This window comes from Phenylobacterium sp., from assembly GCF_036501465.1.
Lineage (GTDB): Bacteria > Pseudomonadota > Alphaproteobacteria > Caulobacterales > Caulobacteraceae > Phenylobacterium.
The window spans coordinates 1-25,939 of the sequence record NZ_DASYAF010000176.1 but is presented as its reverse complement, the minus strand read 5'-3'; the positions used below and the strand labels follow the sequence as shown (position 1 = coordinate 25,939).

The window sequence follows — 25,939 nt, the reverse complement described above, 5'->3', positions numbered from 1 at the left end:
GTGAGCGGGCCCAAACCGCTCGCCGTAAAGCCCCTGGCGCTCAGTCTGGGCGATCCGGCCGGCGTGGGCCCGGAGATCATCGTCAAGGCGTGGAACGAGCTGCGCAAGGGCGGGCCGCCGTTCGTGGTGGTGGGCGACCACCAGGCGCTGGCCTCGGCCTCCGGCGGCGGCGGCTCGATCCTGCACAAGGTCGCCGGCCCGGCCCAGGCCGCGGACATCTTCCCCGACGCCCTGCCGGTCATCGACCTGCCGCTGAAGAGCCCGGTGGTCGCCGGCCAGCCGTCCAAGGCCGCCGCGCCAGCGATCATCCAGTGGATCGAGACCAGCGTCGGCCTGGCGCTCGGCGGCGCTGTAGGCGGCGTGGTCACCGCCCCCATCGCCAAGGCGCCGCTCTATGCGGCGGGCTTCAAGTTCCCCGGCCACACCGAGTTCCTGGGCGAGCTCACCGCCTCGGCCCGCTACGAAGGCGCGCGCGGGCCGGTGATGATGCTGACCGCCGGCGACCTGCGCGTGGCGCTGGTCACCGTGCATACGCCCCTGGCCGAGGTGTCGAGCCAGCTCACCGCCGAGGCTATCGTCAATGTGGGGCTGGTCACCGCCCAGGCGCTGAAGCGCGACTTCGGCATCGCCAGGCCTCGCCTGGCCATCGCCGGCCTCAACCCCCACGCCGGGGAGGACGGCGGCATCGGGCGCGAGGAGATCGAGATCGTGGCGCCGGCCGTGAAGGCCCTGGCCGAGCGCGGCGTGGAGGCCACCGGCCCGCACCCCGCCGACAGCCTGTTCCCGGCGGAGATGCGCGCCCGCTACGACGCCGCGGTCTGCCTCTACCACGACCAGGCGCTGATCCCAGTGAAGATGCTGGATTTCTGGGGCGGGGTGAACGTGACGCTCGGCCTGCCGATCGTGCGAACCTCGCCCGACCACGGCACCGCCTTCGACATCGCCGGCCGGGGCCTGGCCCGACCCGACAGCCTGATCGCCGCCATCCGCGTCGCCGACCGGATGGCCCGGGCCAGAACGGCCGGGGTCCGGGCGGCTTGACCCTCGAGGCGCTGCCGCCGCTGCGCGAGGCGCTGGCGGCCCACGGCCTGATGGCCAAGAAGGCGTTCGGCCAGCACTTCCTGCTGGACCTGAACATCACCCGCAAGATCGCCCGCCTGGCCGAGCTGCCCGCGGGCGCCGCGGTCATCGAGGTGGGTCCGGGCCCGGGCGGCCTCACCCGCGCCCTGCTGGAGACGGGCGCCCAGGTCACGGCGGTGGAAAAGGACGAACGCTTCCGCCCGCTGCTGGAGGACCTGGCGGCCGCGGCGACGCCCGGGACGCTCACCCTGGCGTTCGCAGACGCGCTTGACGCCGACGAGGCCGCGCTGGTCCGCGGCCGCCCCGGCCACCTGGTTTCCAACCTGCCCTATAACGTCGGCACCGCCCTGCTGATCAAATGGCTGACCGGGCCGTGGACCCCGGCCTCCATGACCCTGATGTTCCAGAAGGAGGTCGCCCAGCGGGTTGTCGCGGCGGCCGACACCTCCGCCTACGGCCGGCTCGCCGTCATCGCCCAGGCGACCAGCCACGCGACCATGGTGATGGAGGTCCCGGCGCGCGCCTTCACCCCGCCGCCCAAGGTGGATTCCGCCGTGGTCCGCCTCACCCCGCGCGCCGACCGCCCCTCGCCCGAGCGCCTGGACGCCCTCCAGAAGCTCACCGCCGCCGCCTTCGGCCAGCGCCGCAAGATGCTGCGCGCCAGCCTCAAGGCCCTAGGCGGCGAGGCGCTGATCGAAGCCGCCGGCCTCGACCCCCAGGCCCGCGCCGAGACCATCGACGTGGCAGGTTTCCTCACCCTCGCCGAGGCCTGGCTCGCGCAGCGCCAGGCCGGCTGACCAAGGCCGTTGCGAAGCGGCCCGGCGCGGGGTCCTATGGCGCCTCTTCAGAGGGACCTTTACGGGAATATCGGGGCCGGATGCTGATCCTGCTGGGCGTGGCCGTGGTGGTGGTGGGTTTCGCGATCCGCCTGAACCCGCTTCTGGTCGTGGTCATCGCCGCCTTCACCAGCGGCCTCTTCGCCCACATGACCCCTCTACAGGTGCTGGCCGCCTTCGGCCATGCGTTCAACGAGAACCGCTTCGTGAGCGCCGCCTACCTGGTCCTGCCGCTGGTCGGGACCCTGGAGCGGGCCGGGGTGCGCGAGCAGGCGGCGCGCCTGATCGCCCGCCTGCGGGGCGTCTCCGCCGGCCGGCTGCTGATCGGCTACATGGTCTTCCGCCAGGTCACCACGGCCATCGGCCTGATGCCAATCGCCGGCCAGGCCCAGACCATCCGCCCGCTGGTCGCCCCCATGGCCGAGGCCGCCGCCGAGCAGCGCCACGGGCCCCTGGCGCCGGCGACCCGCCACGCCATCCGCGCCTGGTCCGCCGCCGCCGACAATGTCGCGGTGTTCTTCAGCGAGGACATCTTCGTGGCCCTGGGCGCGGTGCTGCTGATGGTCGGCTTCCTGACCACGGCCAAGATCGTCATGGACCCGTTGCGCCTGTCGGTCTGGGCGATCCCCACCGCGCTCTGCGCCCTGACGATCCAGGGGGTGCGGCTGATCCTCTTCGATCGCCGCCTGGCCGCCCGGAACCAGGCCAACGCCCAGGCCGACGCCCAAGCCGACGCCCAGGCGCAAGCCGCGGCCGAGCCCGGGGCGGCGCCGTGATCAAGCTCAGCTTCGTCTATGTGCTGGCCGGGCTGATGTTCGCCGCCTTCGCCGTCTACAGCGCGCTCGACGCGCGCAACCCCAAGCGGTTCGGCAACGCCGCCTTCTGGGGCCTGACGGCGCTGAGCTTCCTGGCCGGCGACCGGCTGGGTGACCTGGGCAACGGCGTCCTGGCGCTGGGCATGGCCCTGCTGGCCGGCCTGCGGCTGGTGGGGCGCGGCCCGGCGGTCGCGGAAGACCGCACGGCCTCGGCCGAGCGGTTCGGCAACCGCATCTTCGTCCCGGCCCTGGTGCTGCCGGTGGTGGTCGCGATCGGCGTGCTGGTGCTGAAGCCCGTGCAGCTTTCCGGCGTCCCGCTGATGGATCCCAAGCAGGCGACCCTGATCTCGCTGGCGCTGGCGGCCATCGCCGCCCTGGCCGCAGCCCTGGTCCTGCTGCGCCAGCCGCCCGACGCGCCGTTCCGCGAGGGCCAGCGCTTGGCGAACACGGTGAGCTGGGCGGCGCTCCTGCCGCAGTACCTGGCCGCCCTGGGCGTGGTGTTCGCCTCGGCCGGGGTCGGCAAGGAAATCGGCCTGCTGGTCACCACCTACCTGCCGGTGGACACCCGCCTCGCCGCGGTCGCCGTCTATTGCGTCGGCATGGCGGCCTTCACCGCGGCCATGGGCAACGCCTTCGCCGCCTTTCCGGTGCTGACCGGCGGCGTGGCCCTGCCGATCCTGGTCGGCCACTTCGGCGGCAACCCGGCGGTGGTCGCCTCGCTCGGCATGCTCTCAGGCTATTGTGGGACGCTGGTCACGCCGCTCGCCGCCAACTTCAACCTGGTGCCGCCGGCGCTGCTGGAGATCCCCGACCGCTATGCGGTGATCAAGGTCCAGGCCCCGACCGCCCTCATCCTGCTGATCGTCAACGTGGTGCTGATGTATGTCCTCGCCTTCCCCAAATAGCCGGCTGACCCCGCAGATCGCCTCCAAGTTCGCCGCCATCGCGCTCGGTCACGTGACCCGCGAATATCCCAACAAGCTGGACCACGTGCTGGAAGGCCCGGCCGACGCCAGGGGCCCGCGCGCCCTGCACCCGATCTTCTTCGGCAGCTTCGACTGGCATTCCTGCGTCCACGGCTATTGGCTGCTGGCGACCGTGCTGCGCCGCCAGCCGGACATCCCCGAGGCCGACGCCATCCGCGCCCTGTTCGACAAGACCTTCACGCCCGCGAAGGTCGAGGGCGAGGTCGCCTACTTGGCGCGGCCCGCCACGCGCGGGTTCGAGCGGCCCTACGGCTGGGGCTGGCTGCTCAAGCTGCAGGCCGAGCTGCTGGCCCACGACGCGCCCTGGGCCGCGATCCACCAGCCCCTGGCCGACGTCTTCGCCGCCCGGTTCCGCGATTTCCTGCCACGCGCCACCTACCCCCTGCGCACCGGCGTCCATTCCTCGACGGCCTTCGCGATCGCGCTCGCCCAGGACTACGCCGTCGCCGCCGGCGACCGGCCGCTCACGGTCCTGTTCACCGAGAAGGTCCGCGCCTGGCACATGGGCGATCGCGACGCCCCGGCGTGGGAACCGTCGGGCGACGAGTTCCTCTCGGCCACCCTGATGACGGCGGAGTGCCTGCGCCGCCTGCTGCCGCCAGCCGAGTTCCGGGCCTGGTTCGCCGCCTACCTGCCGCGCGCCGCCCAGCGCGAACCTGCGACCCTGTTCACCCCGGCCATCGTCTCCGACCGCAGCGACGGCAAGATCGCCCACCTCGACGGCCTCAACTTCTCGCGCGCCTGGTGCTGGCGCGAACTGGCCGCCGCCCTGCCGCTGGCCGACCCTCTGCGCTCCGTCGCGGAAGCCGCCGCCACGGAGCACATGGCCGCCAGCCTGCCGCACGTGGCGGGCGACTATATGGGCGAGCACTGGCTCGCCTCCTTCGCCCTCCTCGCCCTGCTGGCCGGCGAACCTGTTGGATAAATTACAGAATCTTCACATGACCCATTACATCTTCGTCACACTCGAAAGTTGCGCTTTTTGAGCGCGTGACGCGGCGGCAACGCGCGATCGATGCGCGCCGGTTACGATGAAAACCGCAAATTTGCAGCCAAGCCGGCCTACGCTTTCCACCAGTGGGAGCGGAATGCTTGCGGGAACGGCTATGAAACTCTGCGGTCAGATTTCTGTCGAACTGAACGTGGGCGACTACATCGAGGCCGCCGACCATCAGAAGCGCCTGGAGGACATCCTGAAGCTGGTGCGCGCCGCCTATCCGGACGCCACGCTCGCCATGCGCGAGCGGCGCCAGCGCAAGGCCCTGCCGCTGACCCGCGCCGCGCCGCGCGCGGCGTCGACCGGCGCCCTCAACCGCTACGCCGACGACTAGGCCTTGGCCCGCCCCAGGGACTCCTTGCTCGAGGCGATCCTCGCCTTGAAGGCGATGGACGCGCGCATCAGCGTCAATGAGATCATTGCGTTCCTCTATACCTGCGAGAACGAAGGCCTCTCGGTGCAGGAACTCGCCTATGTGGCGGGCCTCACCCAGTCCACAGCCTCGCGCAGCCTGCGCTCCCTGGGCCGGCCCGGCTCCGACTGGGCCCAGCCGCCGGCGCTGGGCCTGGTGGACGCCTTCCTGAACCCCGACGACGGGCGCAGCCACGTGGTCCACCTCACCGATCAGGGCCGCTTCCTGCGCGACCGGCTCGACGAAATGATCAAGAAGGCGGTGACCATCGACTACGACAATGGAGCCTAGAACTCGCCCTTTCCTTGCAGCCTCGGATACATCCGCATTCGCAATAAACCCGAGATTGAATACTATGATGTCACCTTGTTACCGCAGATGAACGCAAGTTAACTATTGTAACGCTGATTCCTGTGGTTCAAATTTCCCCTCTTGGGGAAATTCGTACCGTTATGGCCTATTCACTCGACCGCCTGGATGTTCAGATCCTGGCCGCCCTGCAGGAAAATAATCAGGCCACAGCCCAGGCGCTTTCCGACAAGGTGCCGCTGTCGCCGTCCGCCATCCTGCGGCGCATCCGCCAGTACCGCGACGAGGGCGTCATCGCCGCCGACGTGTCGATCATCGACGCCGGCCATGTGGGCGAGCGCATTTCGGTGGTGATCATGGTGCAGCTGGAGATGCACTCCCCGGCCGCGGTCGGGGAATTCCGCTCCCACCTGGCCCGCTCGCCGCACGTCCAGGTGTGCATGGAGATCTCCGGCGCCTACGACATCTCCTGCATCGCCATCTTCCGCGGCATCGAGGAATTCAACGCCTTCACCGACGCCAATATCGCCGGGCATCCGGCCGTGCGCCGCTATGAAGCCAACTTCGTGAAGAAGCGGGTCAAATTCACCACGGCCATCCCGCTATGAGCCATGCAGTCGAATTGAAACCACGATCGACTACAGCCTAATCTATACCGATTACTTCGGTCTTTGTGTCCATTTCGAGACACACCCACGACATAACCTTAGTTGCACTCATATCTACATTGACCGGTTCCGGCCGCGATCAGTAACTCCAGCCTAACCGGGGTCTCCAAGGAGTCCCGGGACTCTCATTGTTTGGGGGCAGGCGGGCTCCTTTCGGACCCAGCCGCTGGAGGAGTTGACCTTGAAAATTCGAAACAACCGGGAGCGCCTGTTGGCCTCCTCGATGATCTGCGGCGCGGCCTTCCTGGGCCTGTCCGCCAGCTCGGCCTACGCGGCCGCCGCAGCGGCGGCGGACGCCGGCAGCGGCGAAGTCTCCGAGATCGTGGTGACGGGCACGCGCATCCCGTCGCCGAACCTGACCTCCATCGCCCCGGTCACCACCGTCGGCAGCGCCGAGATCAAGGCCCAGGGCGTCACCCGAATCGAAGACATCACCAACTCCCTGCCGCAGGTGTTCGCCGGCCAGGGCTCCTCGGTCACCAACGGCGCCACCGGCGCGGCGGTGGTCAACCTGCGCGGCCTCGGCCCCAACCGCACCCTGGTGCTGATCGACAACCGCCGCCTGATGCCGGGCGACCCCACCACCACCACCTTCGTCGCCGCGGACCTGAACTTCATCCCCTCTGCCCTGGTGGAGCGGGTGGACGTGCTGACCGGCGGCGCCTCGGCCACCTACGGCGCCGACGCCGTGGCCGGCGTGGTGAACTTCATCATGCTGAAGAACTTCGAGGGCGTGCGCCTCGACGCGCAGTACTCCGGCTACCAGCACGACAACAACAACTCGACGGGCCAGGCAGCCCTGCGGGCGGCCGCCACCAACGCCATCATCCCCTCGCAGTTCACCATCCCCGGCAACCTGTGGGAAGGCGAAGGCTCCGAGGCCTCGCTGATCCTCGGCGTCAACGCGCCGGACGGCAAAGGCAATGTGACCGCCTACGCCACCTACCGGCAGAACAACCCCATCCTGGAGGCCGACCGCGACTTCTCGGCCTGCACCCTGGCCTCGACCGCCGCGGGCTTCGGCTGCTCAGGCTCAGGCACGGCCTTCCCGGCCCGCGTCGGCAACTTCCTGGTCGACCCGACCACCTTCAACACCTTCCGCCCGCGGGTGGCGACGGACCTGTTCAACTTCGGTCCGGCCAACTTCTTCGTCCGGCCCGACGAGCGCTACAACCTGGGCGCCTTCGCCCACTATGACATCGCGCCCTGGGCCACGGCCTACATGGACGCGATGTTCATGGACGACCTGTCGACGGCCCAGATCGCGGCGGGCGGCATCTTCGCCTCCACCTTCAGCGTCGACTGCGCCAACCCGTTCCTGACCGCCCAGGAAAAGGGCGTTCTGGTCCCGAACGGCGCCGGCGCCCTCGGCGGCGGCACCTGCGCCACCAACCCGGGCGGCATCTTCACCGGCACCGTCGCCCGCCGCCTGCTCGACAGCGAACAGACCGGCCGTCTGACCCAGTTCCGCCACACCGACTACCGGATCGTGATCGGCCTGAAGGGCGATCTGGGCAAGAACTGGAACTACGACGGTTACATGCAATACGGGTCCGTCGAGGACCAGAACCGGCAGAGCGGCAACTTCGACACCACCCGCATCAACCAGTCGCTGAACGCGGTGGCGGGCCCCGGCGGCACGGTGATCTGCAACCCGGCGGGCAACCCGGACCCGGGCTGCGTGCCGATCAACATCTTCTCGGCCCAGACGATTTCGGCCGCGGCGATCAAGTTCCTGTCGATCAACAGCTTCAACAGCGGCAACATCACCGAGCGGGTCGTGAGCCTGGCCTTCACCGGCAAGCTGGGCGACTACGGGGTCAAGAGCCCCTACGCCTCCGAAGGCGTGGGTGTCGCGTTCGGCGCCGAGTACCGTCGCGAGCACCTCGACACCGTCGCCGACTTCCTGGCCAACAACGGCCTGGTGAACGGCAACGGCGGTGCGAACCCGCCGGTCAACGGCGGCTACGACGTCTACGAGCTGTTCGGCGAGAGCCGTATCCCGCTGGTGAGCGACATGCCGTTCGCCAAGGACGTCTCCCTCGAGCTGGGCTACCGCTTCTCCGACTACTCCTCGATCGGCGACACCAACACCTACAAGGTGTCGGGCGAGTGGGAGGTGGTCGACGGCTTCCGCCTGCGGGCCGGCTACAACCGCGCGGTCCGCGCGCCGAACGTGCAGGAGCTGTTCGCGCCGCAGAACGTCGTCCTGGACGGCACCCAGGACCCCTGCGCCGGCCTGGCGGCGAACGCCGCCGCCAACGCCGCCAAGATCGCCAACTGCGCCAACATCTTCCACCTGTCCACGGCGCAGGTGCTGGCCATCGAGGCCAATCCGGCCAACCAGTACAACGGCCAGATCGGCGGCAACCCGAACCTGAAGCCGGAAATCTCCGACACCTACACCGCGGGCGTCGTGTGGCGGCCGAAGTTCATCTCGGGCTTCGACATGTCGGTCGACTATTTCGACATCAGGATCGACCAGTTCATCTCGCGGATCGGCGCGAACCTCGAGCTGAACCAGTGCATCAACACCGGCAATCCGACGTTCTGCTCCCTGGTCCACCGCGATCCGAACGGTTCGCTGTTCCTGACCAACCAGGGCTTCGTGACCGACACGACGCTGAACACCGGCTCGTTGAAGACCACGGGCGTCGACCTCAACGTGAACTACCACACCGACCTGTCCAACATCGGCCTTGGCGACAACGGCTCGATCTCGGCCAACCTGGTCGGGACCTGGCTGGACAGCCTGGTCACCCAGCCCCTGCCGGGCGGCCCGAGCTTCGACTGCGCCGGCCTCTACGGCACGATCTGCTCGGGTAACCAGGGGACGAACGGGTCGCCGTCGCCCAAGTGGCGGCACAAGGCCTCGCTGCAGTGGAACACCCCCTACTCCTATGGCGACTGGTTCAAGTCGCTGGCCCTTCGGGTGCAGTGGCGCTACTTCGGCAAGGTCAGCCTCGACGCCTACGATTCGAACCCGCAGCTCAACAATCCCGCGCTGCAGTTCCCGGTCGAACAGCACCTGGCGGCCCAGAACTACATCGACCTGACGGCGAACTTCACGGTCCACAACAACCTGAACTTCCGGGTCGGCGTGAACAATGTGTTCGACAAGGATCCGCCGCTGGTCGGTTCCAACCTGCCCGGCACCACCGGCAACGGGAACACCTTCCCGCAGGTCTACGACGCCCTCGGCCGCTTCGTCTTCGTGGGCCTCACCGCCGACTTCTAGGACGCGGTCACCTCAGTGGAATCGGGCGGCGGCGCAATCCGCCGCCCTTTTTCTATCCGCAGCGAAGATCAGCGCTCGTCGTAGAGGCGGCGCAGCACCGCCGGCGCCAGGCCCGGCAGGTCTTCGGAGATCAGGCCCGGGCCGTGCAGGTCGGCCGCCTCGGCGTGGATCCAGGCGCCGGCGCAGGCCGCCTCGAAGCTCTCCATCCCCTGCGCCACCAGCCCGCCGATGAAGCCCGCCAGGACGTCTCCGGAACCGGCGGTGGCCAGGAAGGGCGAGCCGTTGGCGTTGACCGCGCAGCGCCCGTCCGGGGCGGCGATCACCGTGTCGGAGCCCTTCAGCAGCACCACGGCCCCGGCCCGCTCCGCCGCCGTCCGCGCCGCGCTGATCCGCTCCGGCGAGGCCGCCAGCAGGCCCGGGAACAGCCGCTCGAACTCGCCGGGATGCGGGGTCAGCACGTCGTCGCGGTCGAGCAGGGAGAACAGCTCCTCCGGATCCTCGCGGAAGACGGTGATGGCGTCGGCGTCCAGGACCAGGGCCGCGCCGGTGCGCGCCAGGGCCAGCACGTTCAGCAGGGTGGGCTCGCCGACCCCGGCGGCCGGGCCGATCACCGCGGCGTCCACATCCTTGGCCGCCTGTTCCAGCTCCAGGTCGGTCTCGAAGCCCTTCAGCATCACTGCTTCCAGGTGCGCGGCATTGACCGGCAGGGCCTCGGGCGGCGACAGCACCGTCACCAGCCCCGCCCCGATCCGCAACGCGCCGCGCGACGCCAGCCGGGCCGCGCCGGTCTGCCAGGCCTCGCCGCTCACCACCACCAGCCGGCCGCGCGCGTGCTTGTGCGAGGCCGCCGTCGGCCAGGGGAAGCGCGGCAGCCACAGCTCCGGGCCGTTCTCGACGGTCTTGCTGTCGCTGGGCGCGAGCCCGATGTCGGCCACGATCACCTCACCGCAGCGGCTGCGGCCAGGCTCCAGCAGGTGCGCCGGCTTCTTGGCGTGGAAGGTCACGGTCAGCGCCGCCGCGGCCGCCGGCCCCGTGGGCTTGCCGGTATCGCCGGGCACGCCGCTGGGCGTATCCACGGCCACCACCTTTTCCGGCGCCTCGGCCATCTTGAGCGCCGCCGCCGCCGCCGACCCGTCCAGCGCCCGCGACAAGCCCGCGCCGAACAGGGCGTCGACCCACACGCCCGAGGCCTCGAGATCGCCGAGCGCCCCAGTCAGCGGCCGGGTCGCGCCGTCCCAGCGCGCGCTCGCCGCCTGGGCGTCCTGGCTGGCGGGCTCGCCGAAGCTGCGCACCTCCACCGGCCAGCCGCGGTCCTTCAGCAGGCGCGCAGCCACATAGCCGTCGCCGCCGTTGTTGCCCGGCCCGCAGAGCACGATGGCGTTCTGGCGCGGGAAACGGGCGCAGACCGCGTCGGCCACCGCCGCCCCGGCGCGCTCCATGAGCACGATCCCCGGGGTGCCGGCGGCGATCGCCGCCGCATCGGCCCGGCCCATCTCGGCCACGGTCAGGATCTGACGAACACTCAAACGCTTACCGCCTTTTCCTAAGGGACATTCCTAGAGGACTCCCGTGGTGGCTTCACGGCCCTTCTTGATCAGCCGCAGCTTCCCCCCGTCGGTCTCCAGCACGGTGATCGAGGCGTGGTCGGGCCGGAACGCCAGCACCCTGGGATCGCCCAGCAGCAGCGAGACCACCGCATTGGTCGCCACATAGTGCGAGAAGACCGCCGTCCCGCTGCGCGGCAGGAGCGAGGCGGCGATCTCGCGCCGCCACTGATCGTAGTCCAGGTCGCCCTTGACGCCCTTCCAGGTCCCCGCGAAGGCCTCGCGCAGCCAGGCGCCGCGCTCGGCCGGGGCGATCCCCTTGGGCGTCGGGATTTCGCCCACCCGCGCGTCGATCTCCAGCTTCACGCCGAGGGCCTCGGCGGTCGGCTGGGCGGTCTCGCGGCAGCGGCGCAGCGGCGAGCTCACCACCCGGCTCACCCGCTCGCCGGCCGGCCGGGCCATGAGCCAGTCGCGCGCCGCCAGCGCCTGGGCCTGGCCGGCCTCGTCCAACCCAGGATCGTCATCGTCGCCGCCCCAGGTGGCGGACGGCTTGCCGTGACGGATCATGTAGAGGCGGGCCATCGGAACTCCTTACTGCGGCACGAAGAGGTTGGTCTGGCCGCCAGTCCCTTGGCCATCGGCGTTCTGGCTCACCTGCCCCGGCCGCCCCACCTGCTCGCCGCGCTCCAGCCCGGCCAGGGTTTCGGCGTCGTTGGGGGTGACGGCGCAGAAGCGGCGGCCGGCTTCGTCACGGCCGATGACGATTCCCATGAAAGGCCCCTCGCGGCGGTGGACGACGGTGTAGGTCTCGATCCTCGCCGCGCCCTGCGGCGTCTCCGTGACGGCCGGATGCGGCAGGGCGTCGATCTCGGCCTGCAGCACCCTAGGGTCCTGGCGTTCAAACGGCCGGGTCGGCCGGCGGCGCGAATAGATCCCGGTGGACTGCTTGGTGAGGTACCAGCCGTTGGCGGTCACCAGCCCGTAGGCGTCGGGCGCGGCGCGCAGCTTGCCCGCCATCGCGGCGATCGAGTGCATGGCGTAGTTGTTGCCCGGGCCGCCGGCGTAGGGCAGCCCGCCGGTCACCGTGAACCCGCGCGGATCGTCCAGCGCCAGCCCCAGCTCCTCCGCCCCGATCTCCACCGCCACCGGGAAGCAGGAGTAGAGGTCGATGAAGTCGACCTGCTCCATCCCGATCCCGGCCATCTCCAGGGCCAGCTTGCCGGTCAGCCGCATGGCCGGGCTGGAGTGGAAGTCCTGCCGGTCTATGGGATGCCAAAGGTCGGCGGCGTCTGCACAGCCGTGCAGATAGACCCACTTGTCCTGCGGGACGCCCAGTTCGCGCGCCTTGGCCTCGCTGGCCAGGATCACACCGGCGGCCTGGTCGACCTCCATGATGGCGTTCAACAGCTTCGGATAGGGGAAACCCACCATCCGGTTCTTCTCGGTGACGCTCACCAGTTCCTCAGCGCTGCGCGCGATGGGGAACCAGGCCTCGGGATTATTCGCCGCGACCTCGGTGAACGACGCGAACAGCCGGCCCAGCCGCTTCTGGTGGTCGGCGATCGAGCGGCCGTCGCGGGCGCGCAGCGCGTTCTCGAACAGCGGATAGACATTGATCGGCCGGTTGATCGCGTGCCGCGCCTCATAGGGGCTCACCCCAGGCCGCGGATCGCCGAACCGCTCCGGCGCCGGCAGATCGTCGTCTTCCGCCGCCTGCCAGTCCGCGAAGCCCAGGCCCTTGCCCAGCCGCTTCAGGGCCGAGCCCAGGAACTCCGCCCCGACCGCCAGCCCCAGCTCCGTCTCGCCCCGGGCGATCCGCTCGGCGAGCACATTGACCAGTTGCTGCGAGGTGTTGCCGCCCATGTGGGAATAGACCGCCCACGTCGGCGTCGCGCCCAGCGCCTTGGCCAGGCTGGCCGGCGGGTTCGCCGAATGCGGGATCGCGCCGCGCGTCGAGCCCTGGGCGTCGATGGTGAAACCGGCCACCGCCAGGCTGTCCAGCCCCGCCAGTACCGCCGCCCCGATCCCGGCGTCGGCGGCGGCCCGTTCCGCCGCAATCTTCAGCAGGGCGGTCGGCGATGGCGAGGTGGCCGGATCACCCCGATAGGTGAATTGGCCCGCGCCGATCAGAACTGGGGTCGCGCCGTCCATGCTTTCGTCGCCCTCAAACGCCAAACGAGGTCGATCCTAGGCGCCGGAACCGTCGTCTTGAAGGCATTTCGGCATTGACCGTTTTTTGCGCTCGTGGCGCCTTGTTTTTGGGCGCCGGCCGTTTTGGCGCCCGCCCATCGCCAACCCGCTCGCGAGCGCGCTTGTGAGCCCCCGCCAAGCCATGCTCCGTCCCGGCGACCACGCAGGTCCCCCCTGGGTGCTTCTTCGGGGGCCGGCGCGTCCGAGGACCCATGAAAAAGATCGAAGCGATCATCAAGCCGTTCAAGCTGGACGAGGTGAAGGAAGCGCTCCAGGAGCTGGGCGTCCAGGGGATGACCGTGATCGAGGCCAAGGGCTACGGGCGCCAGAAGGGGCAGACCGAACTCTATCGCGGCGCCGAGTACGTCGTGGACTTCCTGCCGAAGATCAAGATCGAGGTGGTGGTCGGCGACGACCAGCTCGGCCGCGCCCTGGAAGCCATCGCCACCGCCGCGCGCACCGGGCGCATCGGCGACGGCAAGATCTTCGTCTCCGAAATCCTCGACGTCATGCGCATCCGCACCGGCGAGACCGGATCCGACGCCGTCTAGACCACATCAACTTCAAGTCACGAGGGGATCACACCACCATGGCCACCACCGCCAAAGACATCCTGGCCCAGATCAAGGAGAAGGACGTCAAGTACGTCGACGTCCGCTTCACCGACATGCGCGGGAAGATGCAGCACGTCACCTTCGACATCGACCTGGTCGACGACGACTTCCTGAACGACGGCACCATGTTCGACGGCTCATCGATCTCGGGCTGGAAGGCCATCAACGAGAGCGACATGAAGCTGCGCCCCGACCTGGAGACGGCGATCATCGACCCGTTCTACCAGCAGACGACCATGGCCATCTTCTGCGACGTGCTGAACCCCGACACCGGCACCCCCTATGAGCGCGACCCGCGCTCCATCGCCAAGACCGCCCTGAATTTCGTGAAGTCGTCGGGCATCGGCGACGTGGTCTACTTCGGCCCCGAGGCCGAGTTCTTCATCTTCGACGACGTGCGCTGGTCCACCCAGCCGCATCACACCAGCTACGCCTTCGACTCCACCGAGTTGCCGATCAACTCGGTCAAGGAGTACGAGGAAGGCAACATGGGCCACCGCCCGGGCCCCAAGGGCGGCTATTTCCCGGTGAACCCGGTGGACTCAGCCCAGGACCTGCGCGGCGAGATGCTGGCGGTGATGGGCGAACTCGGCATGCAGCCGGAAAAGCACCACCACGAGGTGGCGCCGGCCCAGCACGAGCTCGGCCTTAAGTTCTCCGACCTTTTGACCATGGCCGACCGCCTGCAGCTCTATAAGTACGTGATCCACAACGTGGCCCACGCCTACGGCAAGACCGCCACCTTCATGGCCAAGCCGATGTTCGCCGACAACGGCTCGGGCATGCACGTGCACCAGTCGATCTGGAAGGGCGGCAAGCCGATGTTCGCCGGCGACAAGTACGCGGGCCTGTCGCAGACCTGCCTGTGGTACATCGGCGGCATCATCAAGCACGCCAAGGCGATCAACGCCTTCTCGAACTCGACCACCAATTCCTACAAGCGCCTGGTGCCCGGCTACGAAGCCCCGGTGAAGCTGGCCTATTCGGCCCGCAACCGCTCGGCCTCGATCCGCATCCCGCACGTGGACAGCCCCAAGGGCAAGCGCATCGAGGCGCGCTTCCCCGACCCGATGGGCAACCCGTACCTGACCTTCACCGCCCTGCTGATGGCCGGCCTGGACGGCATCATCAACCAGATCGATCCGGGCGGCCCGGCCGACAAGAACCTCTACGACCTGCCGCCGCGCGAGCAGAAGAAGATCCCCGAGGTCTGCGGCAGCCTGCGCGAGGCGCTGGACAACCTCGACAAGGACCGCGCCTTCCTGAAGGCCGGCGGGGTGATGAGCGACGACTTCATCGACAGCTACATCGAGCTGAAGATGGAAGAGGTGATGCGCCTGGCCCTCCACCCGCACCCGGTGGAGTTCGACATGTACTTCAAGTGCTAGGCGTCATCCGCTGACGCAAGGCCCAAGGGCCGCGGCGCGAGCCGCGGCCCTTTCCTTTTGGGCTTCCGGCTCCCACCTTGGCCGCATGCCCCATTGGCTCGGGACCTTGCTGGCCATCCTCACCGTCGTTGCGATCGCGCTTCTGATCGGCTGGCTGTCCACCACGGGCGGGCGGCGGCGGATGCGGCGCTACGGCGCCATGGGCTCGATGCTGCTGGGTTTCGGCATGGTGTTCGAACCGCCGGCCCGCCACGCCGTCGAGGCCAGCGAGCGCCGCGTCGCCCGTGGCGACGAGAACGGCGACCCTCCGGACCCGGAGGTTTGACGCTGGGTTACGTCGGACGGTTGAGCTTTGCCGCGAACAGGCCCTACAAGGACAAATCCTTCCTCGTTCAAGGTCGCCACCGTTGAAGCCAGTCCTGTTCGCCTGCGCCGCCGCCCTCGTCCTGTCCGCCGCGACCAGCGGCGCCGCCCTCGCCCAGGCCAACGTCCCGAACGGGCCGCAGCCCTTCCCGATGCCGCCGAAGACCGAGGCGCCGCAGGACACGCCCTACCCCGGGACCTTGAAAGTGGCCGTCGACGCCACCGACCTCGACCGTCACATCTACCGCGTCCACGAGACGATCCCGGTCAGCAAGGCCGGGCCGATGACCCTGCTCTATCCGCAGTGGCTGCCCGGCAACCACGCGCCGAACGGGCCGCTGAAGACCGCCGACGGCTTCAGCTTCAAGGCGAACGGCCAGACGCTGCGCTGGATGCGCGATCCGGTGGACGTCTTCGCCTTTCACATCGACGTGCCGCCCGGCGCGACTAGCATCGACATCGACTTCGACCTGCTCACCGCCGTTGACGGCCCGGAAGGCCGCATCGTCATGACGCCGGAGATGCTCTCTCTGGAATGGATCGACCTGGTCCTCTATCCCGCCGGCCATTTCGCGCGGCGCATTCAGGTCGACCCGTCGGTGCGTTTCCCCGAGGGCTTCAAGGACTTCTCGGCGCTGGAGACCACTGGGACCGAGGGCGGCGTCACCCACTACAAGACCGAGGACTTCGCCACCCTGGCCGACAGCCCGATGATCGCGGGGCGTTACTGGAAGCAGTTCGACCTCGATCCGGGCGGCCCGGCGCGGGTTTCGCTGGACGTGATCGCCGACCGGCCCGAGCTGCTCGACGCCACGCCGGAAGAAATCGACAAGCACAAGGCGCTCGTGCAGCAGGCCTACAAGCTCTACGGCTCGCACCACTACAACCACTACGACTTCCTGTTTTCGCTCTCCAGCCGCATGGGCGGCTCGGGCCTGGAGCACCACCGTTCCAGCGAGGACGGCACCATCCCCGACTACTTCACCGACTGGGCCAAGACGCCCTCGGCGCGCGACCTGCTGGCCCATGAGTACACCCACTCGTGGAACGGCAAGTTCCGCCGCCCGGCCGACCTCTGGACCCCCAACTTCAACGTGCCCATGCGCGGCTCGCTGCTCTGGGTCTACGAGGGCCAGACCCAGTACTGGGGCTTCGTGCTCGCCGGCCGCTCGGGCCTGATCTCCAAGCAGGAAGCGCTGGACGCCCTGGCCTCAACGGCGGCCACCTACGCCAACCGCGTGGGCCGCGAATGGCGGCCGGTGGAGGACACCACCAACGATCCGGTGATCGCCTCCCGCCGCCCGCAGCCCTGGCTCAGCTTCCAGCGCAGCGAGGACTACTATTCCGAAGGCCAGCTCGTCTGGCTCGACGCCGACACGCTCATCCGCCAGAAGTCGGGCGGGAAGAAATCCCTGGACGACTTCGCCAGGGAATTCTTCGGCATCAACAATGGCAGCTGGACCACCGTCACCTACACCTTCGACGACGTGGTGGCGGCGCTGAACAAGGTCGAGCCCTACGACTGGGCGACCTTCCTCAACGAGCGGATCAACCGGGTCGCGCCCAAGCCGCCGCTCGACGGCCTAGCCCGCGGCGGCTGGAAGCTGGTCTATACCGACAAGGAGACCGAATATTTCAAATCGGCCGAGATGCGCCGCCACTCGATCGATCTCACCTACTCCGTCGGCCTGACCCTCGGCCGCGACGGCGACATCACCGCCGTCCAGTGGGACGGCCCGGCCTTCAAGGCCGGGCTGACCATCGGCGCCAAGATCATCGCCGTGAACGGCATCGCCTACGACATGGACCGGCTGAAGGAGACGATCACCGAGGCCAAGAAGGGCGGCGGGACGATCGACCTGCTGGTCAAGGCCGGCGACCACTACAAGACCGTGCCGATCGACTACCACGGCGGCCTGCGCTATCCGCGCCTGGAGCGCATCGAGGGCACGCCGGACCTGCTGTCGGCGATCTACACGCCGAAGAAGTAGGGCGGCCCGTCAGGAGGGCCGGGATCGCGGCCGCAGGCTAGGATTTCGCCGGCGCGACCCCCTGCCCGTCCGGCGCAAGGCCCATGCGCCGGAACTGGTTGGCGACGGCCGGCGCGATGGCGGTGGCCGCGGCGAGGTCGGCGTCGCCCGTGGACCGGTCCCCCTTCTTCAGCTCAGCGAGCCCGCGGCCATAGAGCGCCACCGCGTCGCGCGGCTGCAGCTTGATGATGGCGGCGAACTGGGTGACCGAATCGTCGAGCCGACCCAGCCGCATCAGTACGATCGCCCGGCTCTGCATGGCGTTGGAGTTGCGGTCCTTCTTCAGCGCCGCGTCGCAATCGGCGAGCGCCGTCTCCAGCTCCTTGCCCCACAGCGCCCGGGCGTAGCAGCGCGACGCCAGCACCTGGCCCGCGTTCTCGTCCCTGGGGTGGGCGGCCAGCCAGCCGTCGAGCTGCTGGATCGAGGCCTCGTAGAGCCCGGCCCGGGCATAGGCCGCACCGATGTTGGCGGGCAGGCTGACATTGGTCGGGGAAAGCTTCAGGGCCGCCTCGAAGTCGGCCTTGGCCCGCTGCGGGTCGCGGGTGGTCAGGTACAGCTCGCCGCGGCGCACCAGGGCGTCGGCGTCATTGGGCTGCCGCTTCAGCGCTTCGTCCAGGTCGGCCATGGCCAGCACCGGCTGGCCGGTCGCAGCCCGCGCCATGCCACGAGCGCGGTAGGCGGCGGCGTTCTCCGGCTCAAGCGTGATCGCCTGGGTGAAGTCGGCGATGGCCCGCTGCAGTTCGCGCCGCGCGGCGAAACCGGCGCCGCGCCGCAGGAACGCCTCCGCCGTCTTCGGCTCGTCGGTCGCAGCGCCCGCCGCGGCCGGCGGGACCGCGGCGGCCCCGCCGGTGGTGGCGACCTGGACCGGGGCGACGGCGGCGGGCGGCTCGCGATCGCCGTCCAGCCGGAACACCGGGCCGCCGTTGTAGGTGAAATAGACGGCCCTCTGGCTCCCCGAGATCAACACCCGGTGCGATAGGAAGAAGTCGGACCCGAGCAGCATGTCGACCTGGTTCATCGAGGCGTCGGTGACCCGCAGCTTGGTGTTCTTGATCTCCTCGTCGCCGATCTTGAAACTGTCGAACGGCGCCACGAACGCCTCGTGGCCGGCGCCGTAGCTGCCATGCACCACCCCGGCGTCCGTCGTCCCCGCCGAAGTTTTCTGGATCCCGACGCGGCTCGCCGCCGTGGCGTTCAGCAGCGAGGCCCCGCTGGAGGCGAACTTGACGCGGATCGGGTGGCCGTTGAGGCGCGCCGTGCCGACCACCTCGGTCATCAGCGTGCCGGGCGCATCCAGCGCGATCTTCGAGACGTGCTGGCCGGTCGCCCAATAGGCCAGGTCCTTGCCGCCGCAGCCGCTCGCCTTGAAGAAGCGCATGACGCCGTTGGCGAAGTCGTATTCGACGTCGAACGGCCCCATCAGGTTTTCGCCGATCAGGCCGGCGATCCTTCCGTCCATCCGCCCGCCGACCAGGAACTGCACGTTCCGGAAGCGCGCCTGGCCGAAGGTGAGCTCATCGGCGGTGGCTGCCCGCGCGTCCCGCTCCGCCCCGCCCAGCGTCCTGACCATCATGCCGTAGGGCGCGGAGGAGCGATGCATGCCGTAGGCGGCGATGGTGTCTTCCCGCACCCCGCTGAAGAAGTCCGCGACGGCGACGCCGAAGGTCGCGTCCTTGCCGTTCAGCTTGACCTGCACGCGCGGCGCCAGGCCCTCCATGGTCACCGGAAGCTCGGCGACCTTCTGGAACTTGCAGTCCGCCTGCGCGGCCGAGGCCGCCGCGAACATCCCGGCCGCCAGCGCGGCCCCCGTCATGACCCTTCTCGCGACCACGGATGCGCCCCCGTTTAAAACGCCGCCCAAACTCAACCCATTGGCGAGCCAGTGCGGGAGTTTGTCGAGTGATTGTTTCGCGCTTGTCTCAGCATCAGCCGCCCAGCCGCGCGTCCATCCAGGCCCCGGCGGCGGCGATGGCGCGCCGCGCGGCGGAAAGCTGGCCCCCGAAGGCATGCCAGACGTGGATCATCTCCGGCCAGACCTCCAGGCGCACTTCCACCCGGGCATGGCCGGCGCGCTCGGCCAGCAGCAGGCTGTCGCCCAGCAGCGTCTCCTCCGACCCCACCTGGATCAGCATCGGAGCCACACCTTCGAACCCGCCGAACACCGGCGAGACCAGCGGGTTCTTCGGGCTCGTGGCGGCGTGATACTGGCCCGCGGCCTCCACCAGCCGCTCGCGGGTGATCATCGGGTCGTCGCCGGCCTTGGTCTTGTAGGTGGCGTGGCTGTGGGTCAGGTCGGCCCAGGGGCTGATCACGAACAGGCCGGCCGGCTGCGGCAGGCCCTCGTCCTTCAGCTTCAGCGCCGTGGCGAGGGTGAGCCCGCCGCCCGCGCTGTCGCCGGCGATGATCGTCCGCTCGGGCCAGACGCCCTGCGCCAGCAGGTCGCGATAGGCCTCCACCGCATCGTCCACCGCCGCCGGGAACGGGTGCTCCGGCGCCAGGCGGTAGTCCAGCGAGACCGCCGCCGAGCGCGCCGCCTCGGCCAGCCGCGCCACCAGCGGCCGGTGGCTCCGGGGGCTGCCGCCCACATAGGCCCCGCCGTGCAGGTAGAGGATGCGTCGGCCCTCGATGGCGTTGGTCGGCGCCACCCGCTCGGCCTTCACCCCGCCCAGTGTCGTGGGCTCGTGCAGGCAGCCGGGCGGTAGCGAGCCCATCTCGCCGAAGGCGTCCATGGCCGCGCGGCGTTCGGCGATGCTCGGCTGCGGCGCGCCCGGAGCCGGCTGGCGCGAGGCCAGCAGGGCGCGCACGCCGGCGATCTCAGGGTCCTTCCAGCTCGACATGGCGTCCGCCCCGCTTTTCGGAGGATTAGGACCCGGCGCCGCGCCTCTGTCGAGGCCCAGGAAACGCGCCGGCCGTTCGCGCCGCATTGCGTTCGCGAGGCGGGCGATTCATATCGGGCGGGTCCAGAATCCCCCTAGCTTGCGTTCCCGATGTCCCCGCCCGCCAAATCCACCGCCCAGGCCCAGGCCTCCCTGTTCGACGACGCGCTGAACCCGGCGCCCGCCGCGCCGCTGGCCCAGACCCATGAGCCGCGTCCAGACCCGGCGGTCACCGCCGGCAAGTCCGGCTACTCCGCCAAGGACATCGAGGTCCTGGAAGGACTCGAGCCGGTCCGCAAGCGGCCGGGCATGTACATCGGCGGCACCGACGAACGCGCCCTGCACCACCTGTTCGCCGAGGTGCTGGACAACGCCATGGACGAGGCCGTGGCCGGCCACGCCAAGGTGATCGCCGTGCGGCTGGACGCCGACGGGACGCTCACCGTCACCGACGACGGCCGCGGCATCCCGGTGGACCCCCACCCCAAGCACCCGGGCAAGTCGGCGCTGGAGGTCATCATGACCGTCCTGCACTCCGGCGGGAAATTCTCCGGCAAGGCCTACGAGACCTCCGGCGGCCTGCACGGGGTGGGCGTTTCCGTGGTCAACGCCCTTTCCGAACGCGTCGAGGTCACCGCCTGGAAGGACGGCTTCGAATGGCGCCAGGCCTTCACCCGCGGCAAGCCCATCGGCTCCATCGAGAAGCTGGGGCCCACCCGTAAGCACGGCACCGCCATCGCGTTCACGCCGGACCCGGTGATCTTCGGCGAGGCCGTCGCCTTCCGCCCCGCGCGCCTCTACCGCATGGCCCGTTCCAAGGCCTATCTGTTCGGCGGCGTCGAAATCCGCTGGTCGTGCGACCCGTCCCGGATCCACGACCAGACCCCGGCCGAGGCCACATTCCGTTTCCCGAACGGCCTGGCCGACTTCCTGGCCGAGCGGGTCAAGGACCTGGAGACGGTGACGCCGGAGCCTTTCGCCGGGCGCTACGAGCGGGCGGGCGAGGCCGGCAAGGTCGAATGGGCCATGGCCTGGACGCCGCGCGGCTTCGGCGAGGCCGACGGCTTCCTGCAGTCCTACTGCAACACCGTGCCGACCCCGGAAGGCGGCACGCACGAGGCCGGCCTGCGCGCGGCGCTCACCCGCGGCCTCAAGGCCTACGCCGAGCTCACCGGCGAGAAGCGCGGCGCGATCCTCACCGCCGACGACGTCCTGGCCCAGGCCGGCGCCCTGGTCAGCGTCTTCATCCGCGACCCGGAGTTCCAGGGCCAGACCAAGGAAAAGCTCTCCTCCGCCGAGGCCCAGCGCCTGGTCGAGGCCGCGATCCGCGACCCCTTCGACCACTGGCTGACCGCCCAGCCGAAGTCCGCCAGCGCCCTGCTGGAATTCGTCATCGAGCGCGCCGAGGAGCGGCTGAAGCGCCGCCGCGACAAGGAGGTCGCCCGCGCCTCGGCCACCCGCAAGCTGCGCCTGCCCGGCAAGCTCGCCGACTGCGCCGGCGGCGCCACCGACGGCACGGAAATCTTCCTGGTCGAAGGCGACAGCGCCGGCGGCTCGGCCAAGCAGGCCCGCGACCGGAAGACCCAGGCCATCCTGCCGCTGCGCGGCAAGATTCTGAACGTCGCGTCGGCCACCCTCGACAAGCTCGGGCAAAACAAGGAGTTGAGCGATCTTCTTCTCGCTCTCGGCGTCCAGGGCGGGACGAAATTCAAGGAAGAGGACCTGCGCTATGAGCGCGTGGTGATCATGACCGACGCCGACGTCGACGGCGCCCATATCGCCAGCCTCTTGATCACCTTCTTCTGGCGCACCATGCCCGACCTGATCCGCGCCGGGCGCCTCTACCTGGCGCTGCCGCCGCTCTACCGCCTGAGCCATGGCGGCAAGTCGGTCTACGCCCGCGACGACGCCCACCGCGACGACCTGCTGGCTACCGAGTTCAAGGGCAAGAAGCCGGAAATCAGCCGCTTCAAGGGCCTGGGGGAGATGATGCCCAGCCAACTGAAGGAGACCACCATGGATCCTTCCAAGCGCACGCTGGCCCGCGTCACCGTCCCGCGCGCCGAGGACAGCGTGGACGACCTGGTCGAGAAGCTGATGGGCCGCAAACCCGAAAGCCGCTTCCAGTTCATCCAGGAAAACGCCGAGTTCGCCGTGGCGGATCTGGATGTCTAGGCTGATGACTCAATCATTCTTCAACCGTCATGGCCGGGCTTGTCCCGGCCACCCATAGACACCGCCATTCGCAAGCGAGACCGCTTGCACCGACACTGCTCTTCATCTGGTCCCATCGGGGCGTATGGGTGGCCGGGACAAGCCCGGCCATGACGTTATATAAGAAAATCAACGTATTGATTGAGTTTTCAGCCTAGCGGGCGGCCGCCTGGCGCGGCGCCTCAGGCCGCCAGCACCGCCGCGAGCCGCTCACCCGTCTCGTCCTGCAGGGCCGCGTCCTGGGCGCGGCGCAGCACTTCCGCCGCGTCGCCCCGTCCGGCCAGGGCCGGAAGCCGGTCCAGGATGGCGGTGACGTTGCGCAGGCCCCGCTCGAAGGTGTCGCTGTAGCCCTTCAGCAGTCGCTGGCAGCGGACCAGCTCCAGGGCCGCGGCGGGTTCGGTCCCGGCGAGCGCGACGACCGCATCGAGCCAGCGCTCGATGCGCCGCTGTTCCTCCTGGTAGCGCAGGGACGCCGGACGGATCGGCCGTAGCAGGGCGATGGCCCGGAGCGCCACGAACCAGCCCAGGCTGGTGGTCTCGACGTGCCGGCCGGATCTGAACAGTGGGGTCAGGAGCCTGGTCGCCAGGCGGTTCGAGCGGATGAGGCGGCCGAGGCCGGCCGGAACCGTCTCGTAGAACTCCTGCAGCCGCGGATGCATGAACTCGGTGACGCCGGCGACGTCGTCGGCGCCGATCCCGAGGTCCAGGCGCACCCGGGCGAAGCGGCTCTCGCGGGTCTTGAGGTCGGCGACCCGGATGGTGTCGTCATAGGCCATCCACAGCGCCAGGTGGCGGGCAGCCTCGGCGGTCAGCCGCCAGTCCGCCGCCGCGGAGTCGGTCATGACGACACGCTGGAGGCGATCGAGATAGAGTTCGGCGTAGCGGGCGTCCTGGTAGTCCATCAGCCGCTGCACCCCCAGGGTGGCGTGCCGCCAGGCTGGGCGGGGAAGTTCGGTCTGGACCCTGGCCGCCAGCGCTCGCCCGGCCGCGGTTGTGGGCTCGGGGAGATCGGGCGCCGGGTCGGGCGCTGGGCCTGTGACAGGCCCCCCGGCGGCCTCGAAACCGGCGGCGAAGCCGCGCAGGTTCGCCTCAACCGCGACGCCGCTGCCGCGGATCGCCGCCTCGAACGCAGAACGCTCGAACGGCAGGGCGCCGCTGCGCGCCAGGCCGCCCAGCATCACCGCGCTGATCAGGCACCCCGATTGCGCCGCGACCGCGTCCATGTCGAAGCCGACGAAGCGGCCGGCCCGCGCCTCGACGGCCTCGAGCACCCGCTCGCCGTTCCCGCGGCCGTCGCCCATCGCCATCTTTTCCGAGATCGCATAGATGCGGTGGGTCGAGCCGATGACCGTGGTGCGTCCGCTCGAGACGAAGCCGCGCACCAGCGCCCGGCCGATTTCCATCAGTTCCGACGCCACCACGATATCCACGTCGCCGGGGACCGGGCTGAGCGCCATCAGGGCGGGGCCGCGCGACGCCGCCCCCGCCGCCGGCGGGGCGATCTCCACATAGTAGACCGTGGTCCCGGTGCGCTGGGCGACGCCGGGCACCGAGGTGCCTTGCGTCTGGTAGCCGCGGTCGCCGGCGACCTGCAGCAGCCAGTCGGCGAACACGCCGCCGCCCTGGCCGCCGAGCGCCAGGATGGCGATGCTGATGCGGCCCCCAGCAGCCGGCGCCATCAGAAGCTCCGCGCCGCGAGCGCGCGGGCGGCCTGCCGCTGCCAGGCGCCGATCACGGCGCGCCGGACCCCTTGGACGAAGCGGTCCCACCGGGTGGGGTTCTGCACGATGCGCGCCCGGTAGAAGCTCGGGCACAGCACCGCCGCATGGCTGACCTCGCCGCAGAGGCCGCATCCCACGCAGCTGTTGTCGACGTGCGCCACAGGGTCGGTCTTCAACGGGTCGGGATTCGCCTTGACGGACAACGACGGGCACCCCGACAGCCGGATGCAGCTATGATCGCCCGTGCAGGTGTCCGGATCGACCCCGAAGCGCTCGCGGGTGACGCGGACGCCGGACGCGATAGCCTTCTCGCGCGCCGGCTTCTCCCGGCGCTCGCGGTTCAGCATGCATTCCGACTGCGCGACGATGAACTTCGGGCCGCGGTCGGGCGCGGTGAGCGCCGCCTTCAGCACATCGCGCATCTGAGCGACATCGTAGGTGCGCTCGACCGTCCGCACCCAGGTCGCGCCGACCCCGCGGATCGCGCGTTCGATGGGGTTGCGGGTCACCCGCAGCGCGTTGTCGCCCCGTGACGAGGGGATGGCCTGGCCGCCGGTCGCCGCCGCATAGCCGTTGTCGACCACCAGGGTCACGGCGTCGTCCTGGTTGAACACCGCATTGCCGACGCCCGAAGTCAGGCCGTTGTGCCAGAAGCCGCCGTCGCCCATCACCGCGATGGCGCGGCGCCCGCTGGTCTTGAAGGCCGACGCCCCAGCCGGCCCCAGGCCATAGCCCATGGTGGTGTTGCCGATGTCGAACGGCGGCAGGATGGAGAACAGGTGGCAGCCGATGTCGGCCGAGACGTGCCGCGGCCCGAGCTCGCGCTCCACCAGCTTCATGGCGGTGAAGATCGGCCGCTCCGGGCAGCCGGTGCAGAACCCGGGCGGCCGCGGCGGGACCGCCCCGGCGGCCGCGGGCGGAACCGGGTCGGGCGCCGCCGCCGGCCGGACCTCTAGGTCGGGCGCCCAGGCGTCCAGGAAGCGCCTCAAGCCTTCGATCAGGACCGTGGCGGTGTATTCGCCGGCCCGCGGCAGCAGGTCCTTGCCGACCACTCGCGTCTGCAGGTCGGCGCGGCGCAGCAGGGTGTTCAGCTCGTGCTCGATGAACTCCGGCTGGCCTTCCTCGACCACCAGCACGGCGCGCTTGCCGGCGCAGAAGGCGGCGACCTCCGCCGGGATCAGCGGATAGGTGACATTCAGGCAGTAGACCGGGACGCGGCTCGCGCCGAACGGATCGGACAGCCCCAGGAGCTCCAGGGCCCGGTTGAGCGTGTTGAACAGCCCGCCCTGGACGATGACGCCGATGTCGCCGTCCGCCGCGCCGAAATGCTCGTTCAGGCGGGCGTCTTCGATGAAGCGCACGGCCGCCGGCCAGCGCTCGGCGATCTTCTCGCGTTCGTGGACGATGTTGGCAGGCGGCAGGACGATGCGATCCACGTCGCGGACCGGCGCGGCGGCGGCCTCGGCGACCGTCATCGACGGGCGCCGGTTGGCCTTGGCGACGAGGCTGCCCGTCATGTTGATGCTTCGCATCCGCGCGTGTCACGTGTACGGGCGCTTCACCGCCAAGGACAACAGGCGGCCGCCGTTTTCCGCGGCCGACGCGTTGCGGTCGCCGTCGAGGGACTACGGCAGGATCATCCTCCCGCCCTCCACGTA

The 25,939-nt window shown here is 69.7% G+C and carries 21 protein-coding genes; 14 read left to right on the top strand and 7 right to left on the bottom strand.

Annotated elements, in window-relative coordinates:
- The 9 genes from pdxA to VGL85_RS20885 all read left to right on the top strand — a co-directional run bounded on the left by pdxA (position 1) and on the right by VGL85_RS20885 (position 9,341).
- Positions 1-1,041 (top strand): 4-hydroxythreonine-4-phosphate dehydrogenase PdxA, encoded by a 1,041-nt coding sequence (pdxA, locus tag VGL85_RS20925; protein ID WP_331590969.1) that lies wholly within the window; start codon positions 1-3, stop codon positions 1,039-1,041.
- Positions 1,038-1,877, top strand: a complete 840-nt coding sequence (gene rsmA / locus VGL85_RS20920) for a 16S rRNA (adenine(1518)-N(6)/adenine(1519)-N(6))-dimethyltransferase RsmA (RefSeq protein WP_331590968.1) — start codon at positions 1,038-1,040, stop codon at positions 1,875-1,877. Before pdxA ends, rsmA begins: the two co-directional genes overlap by 4 nt.
- Positions 1,878-1,957: 80 nt before the next feature.
- The gene (locus VGL85_RS20915) at positions 1,958-2,692 is read left to right on the top strand and encodes a DUF969 domain-containing protein (RefSeq protein WP_331590967.1); all 735 of its coding nucleotides are present in this window, start codon (positions 1,958-1,960) and stop codon (positions 2,690-2,692) included.
- Positions 2,689-3,636 carry a DUF979 domain-containing protein gene (locus VGL85_RS20910; RefSeq protein ID WP_331590966.1) on the top strand — a complete coding sequence of 316 codons (948 nt, stop codon included), beginning with the start codon at positions 2,689-2,691 and terminating at the stop codon, positions 3,634-3,636. Before VGL85_RS20915 ends, VGL85_RS20910 begins: the two co-directional genes overlap by 4 nt.
- The gene (locus tag VGL85_RS20905) at positions 3,614-4,642 is read left to right on the top strand and encodes a DUF2891 domain-containing protein (RefSeq protein ID WP_331590965.1); all 1,029 of its coding nucleotides are present in this window, start codon (positions 3,614-3,616) and stop codon (positions 4,640-4,642) included. Before VGL85_RS20910 ends, VGL85_RS20905 begins: the two co-directional genes overlap by 23 nt.
- A gap of 181 nt (positions 4,643-4,823) precedes the next feature.
- Positions 4,824-5,048 carry a hypothetical protein gene (locus VGL85_RS20900; protein WP_331590964.1) on the top strand — a complete coding sequence of 75 codons (225 nt, stop codon included), beginning with the start codon at positions 4,824-4,826 and terminating at the stop codon, positions 5,046-5,048.
- 24 nt (positions 5,049-5,072) lie between these two features.
- On the top strand, positions 5,073-5,417 hold the full coding sequence (locus VGL85_RS20895) for a hypothetical protein (protein ID WP_331590963.1): 345 nt from the start codon (positions 5,073-5,075) through the stop codon (positions 5,415-5,417).
- 161 nt (positions 5,418-5,578) lie between these two features.
- Positions 5,579-6,043, top strand: a complete 465-nt coding sequence (locus VGL85_RS20890) for an Lrp/AsnC family transcriptional regulator (RefSeq protein WP_331590962.1) — start codon at positions 5,579-5,581, stop codon at positions 6,041-6,043.
- Between the two features lie 241 nt (positions 6,044-6,284).
- Positions 6,285-9,341, top strand: coding sequence for a TonB-dependent receptor domain-containing protein (locus tag VGL85_RS20885; protein WP_331590961.1), 3,057 nt, complete (start codon positions 6,285-6,287; stop codon positions 9,339-9,341).
- Between the two features lie 68 nt (positions 9,342-9,409).
- Here the strand turns inward: VGL85_RS20885 and VGL85_RS20880 are convergent, their stop codons facing one another.
- From VGL85_RS20880 to VGL85_RS20870, 3 genes are all read right to left on the bottom strand, one after another.
- Positions 9,410-10,834 (bottom strand): NAD(P)H-hydrate dehydratase, encoded by a 1,425-nt coding sequence (locus tag VGL85_RS20880; protein ID WP_331590996.1) that lies wholly within the window; start codon positions 10,832-10,834, stop codon positions 9,410-9,412.
- A 63-nt stretch (positions 10,835-10,897) separates the two neighbouring features.
- Positions 10,898-11,467, bottom strand: coding sequence for a histidine phosphatase family protein (locus VGL85_RS20875; protein ID WP_331590960.1), 570 nt, complete (start codon positions 11,465-11,467; stop codon positions 10,898-10,900).
- A 9-nt stretch (positions 11,468-11,476) separates the two neighbouring features.
- Positions 11,477-13,036: an acetyl-CoA acetyltransferase gene (locus VGL85_RS20870; RefSeq protein ID WP_331590959.1), complete on the bottom strand. Its 1,560-nt coding sequence runs from the start codon at positions 13,034-13,036 to the stop codon at positions 11,477-11,479.
- A gap of 251 nt (positions 13,037-13,287) precedes the next feature.
- Between VGL85_RS20870 and VGL85_RS20865 the strand changes: the two genes are divergently transcribed.
- The 4 genes from VGL85_RS20865 to VGL85_RS20850 all read left to right on the top strand — a co-directional run bounded on the left by VGL85_RS20865 (position 13,288) and on the right by VGL85_RS20850 (position 17,431).
- The gene (locus VGL85_RS20865) at positions 13,288-13,626 is read left to right on the top strand and encodes a P-II family nitrogen regulator (RefSeq protein WP_331590958.1); all 339 of its coding nucleotides are present in this window, start codon (positions 13,288-13,290) and stop codon (positions 13,624-13,626) included.
- 38 nt (positions 13,627-13,664) lie between these two features.
- The gene (gene glnA, locus VGL85_RS20860) at positions 13,665-15,077 is read left to right on the top strand and encodes a type I glutamate--ammonia ligase (RefSeq protein WP_331590957.1); all 1,413 of its coding nucleotides are present in this window, start codon (positions 13,665-13,667) and stop codon (positions 15,075-15,077) included.
- 85 nt (positions 15,078-15,162) lie between these two features.
- Positions 15,163-15,402, top strand: coding sequence for a hypothetical protein (locus VGL85_RS20855; RefSeq protein ID WP_331590956.1), 240 nt, complete (start codon positions 15,163-15,165; stop codon positions 15,400-15,402).
- A gap of 82 nt (positions 15,403-15,484) precedes the next feature.
- Positions 15,485-17,431 carry a peptidase M61 gene (locus VGL85_RS20850; RefSeq protein ID WP_331590954.1) on the top strand — a complete coding sequence of 649 codons (1,947 nt, stop codon included), beginning with the start codon at positions 15,485-15,487 and terminating at the stop codon, positions 17,429-17,431.
- A gap of 37 nt (positions 17,432-17,468) precedes the next feature.
- Here the strand turns inward: VGL85_RS20850 and VGL85_RS20845 are convergent, their stop codons facing one another.
- Positions 17,469-19,283: a tetratricopeptide repeat protein gene (locus VGL85_RS20845; protein WP_331590953.1), complete on the bottom strand. Its 1,815-nt coding sequence runs from the start codon at positions 19,281-19,283 to the stop codon at positions 17,469-17,471.
- Between the two features lie 112 nt (positions 19,284-19,395).
- A complete protein-coding gene (locus tag VGL85_RS20840; protein ID WP_331590952.1) occupies positions 19,396-20,307 on the bottom strand; it encodes an alpha/beta hydrolase in 912 nt (303 codons plus the stop codon).
- A gap of 150 nt (positions 20,308-20,457) precedes the next feature.
- Here VGL85_RS20840 and parE point away from each other — a divergent pair, with 150 nt between their 5' ends.
- Positions 20,458-22,521 (top strand): DNA topoisomerase IV subunit B, encoded by a 2,064-nt coding sequence (parE, locus tag VGL85_RS20835; protein ID WP_331590951.1) that lies wholly within the window; start codon positions 20,458-20,460, stop codon positions 22,519-22,521.
- Positions 22,522-22,742: 221 nt separating this feature from the next.
- Here the strand turns inward: parE and VGL85_RS20830 are convergent, their stop codons facing one another.
- The gene (locus VGL85_RS20830) at positions 22,743-24,239 is read right to left on the bottom strand and encodes an indolepyruvate oxidoreductase subunit beta family protein (RefSeq protein WP_331590950.1); all 1,497 of its coding nucleotides are present in this window, start codon (positions 24,237-24,239) and stop codon (positions 22,743-22,745) included.
- Entirely contained in the window at positions 24,239-25,798 is a 1,560-nt protein-coding gene (locus tag VGL85_RS20825) for a thiamine pyrophosphate-dependent enzyme (RefSeq protein WP_331590949.1), read from the bottom strand. Before VGL85_RS20825 ends, VGL85_RS20830 begins: the two co-directional genes overlap by 1 nt.
- Positions 25,799-25,939: the final 141 nt, after the last annotated feature.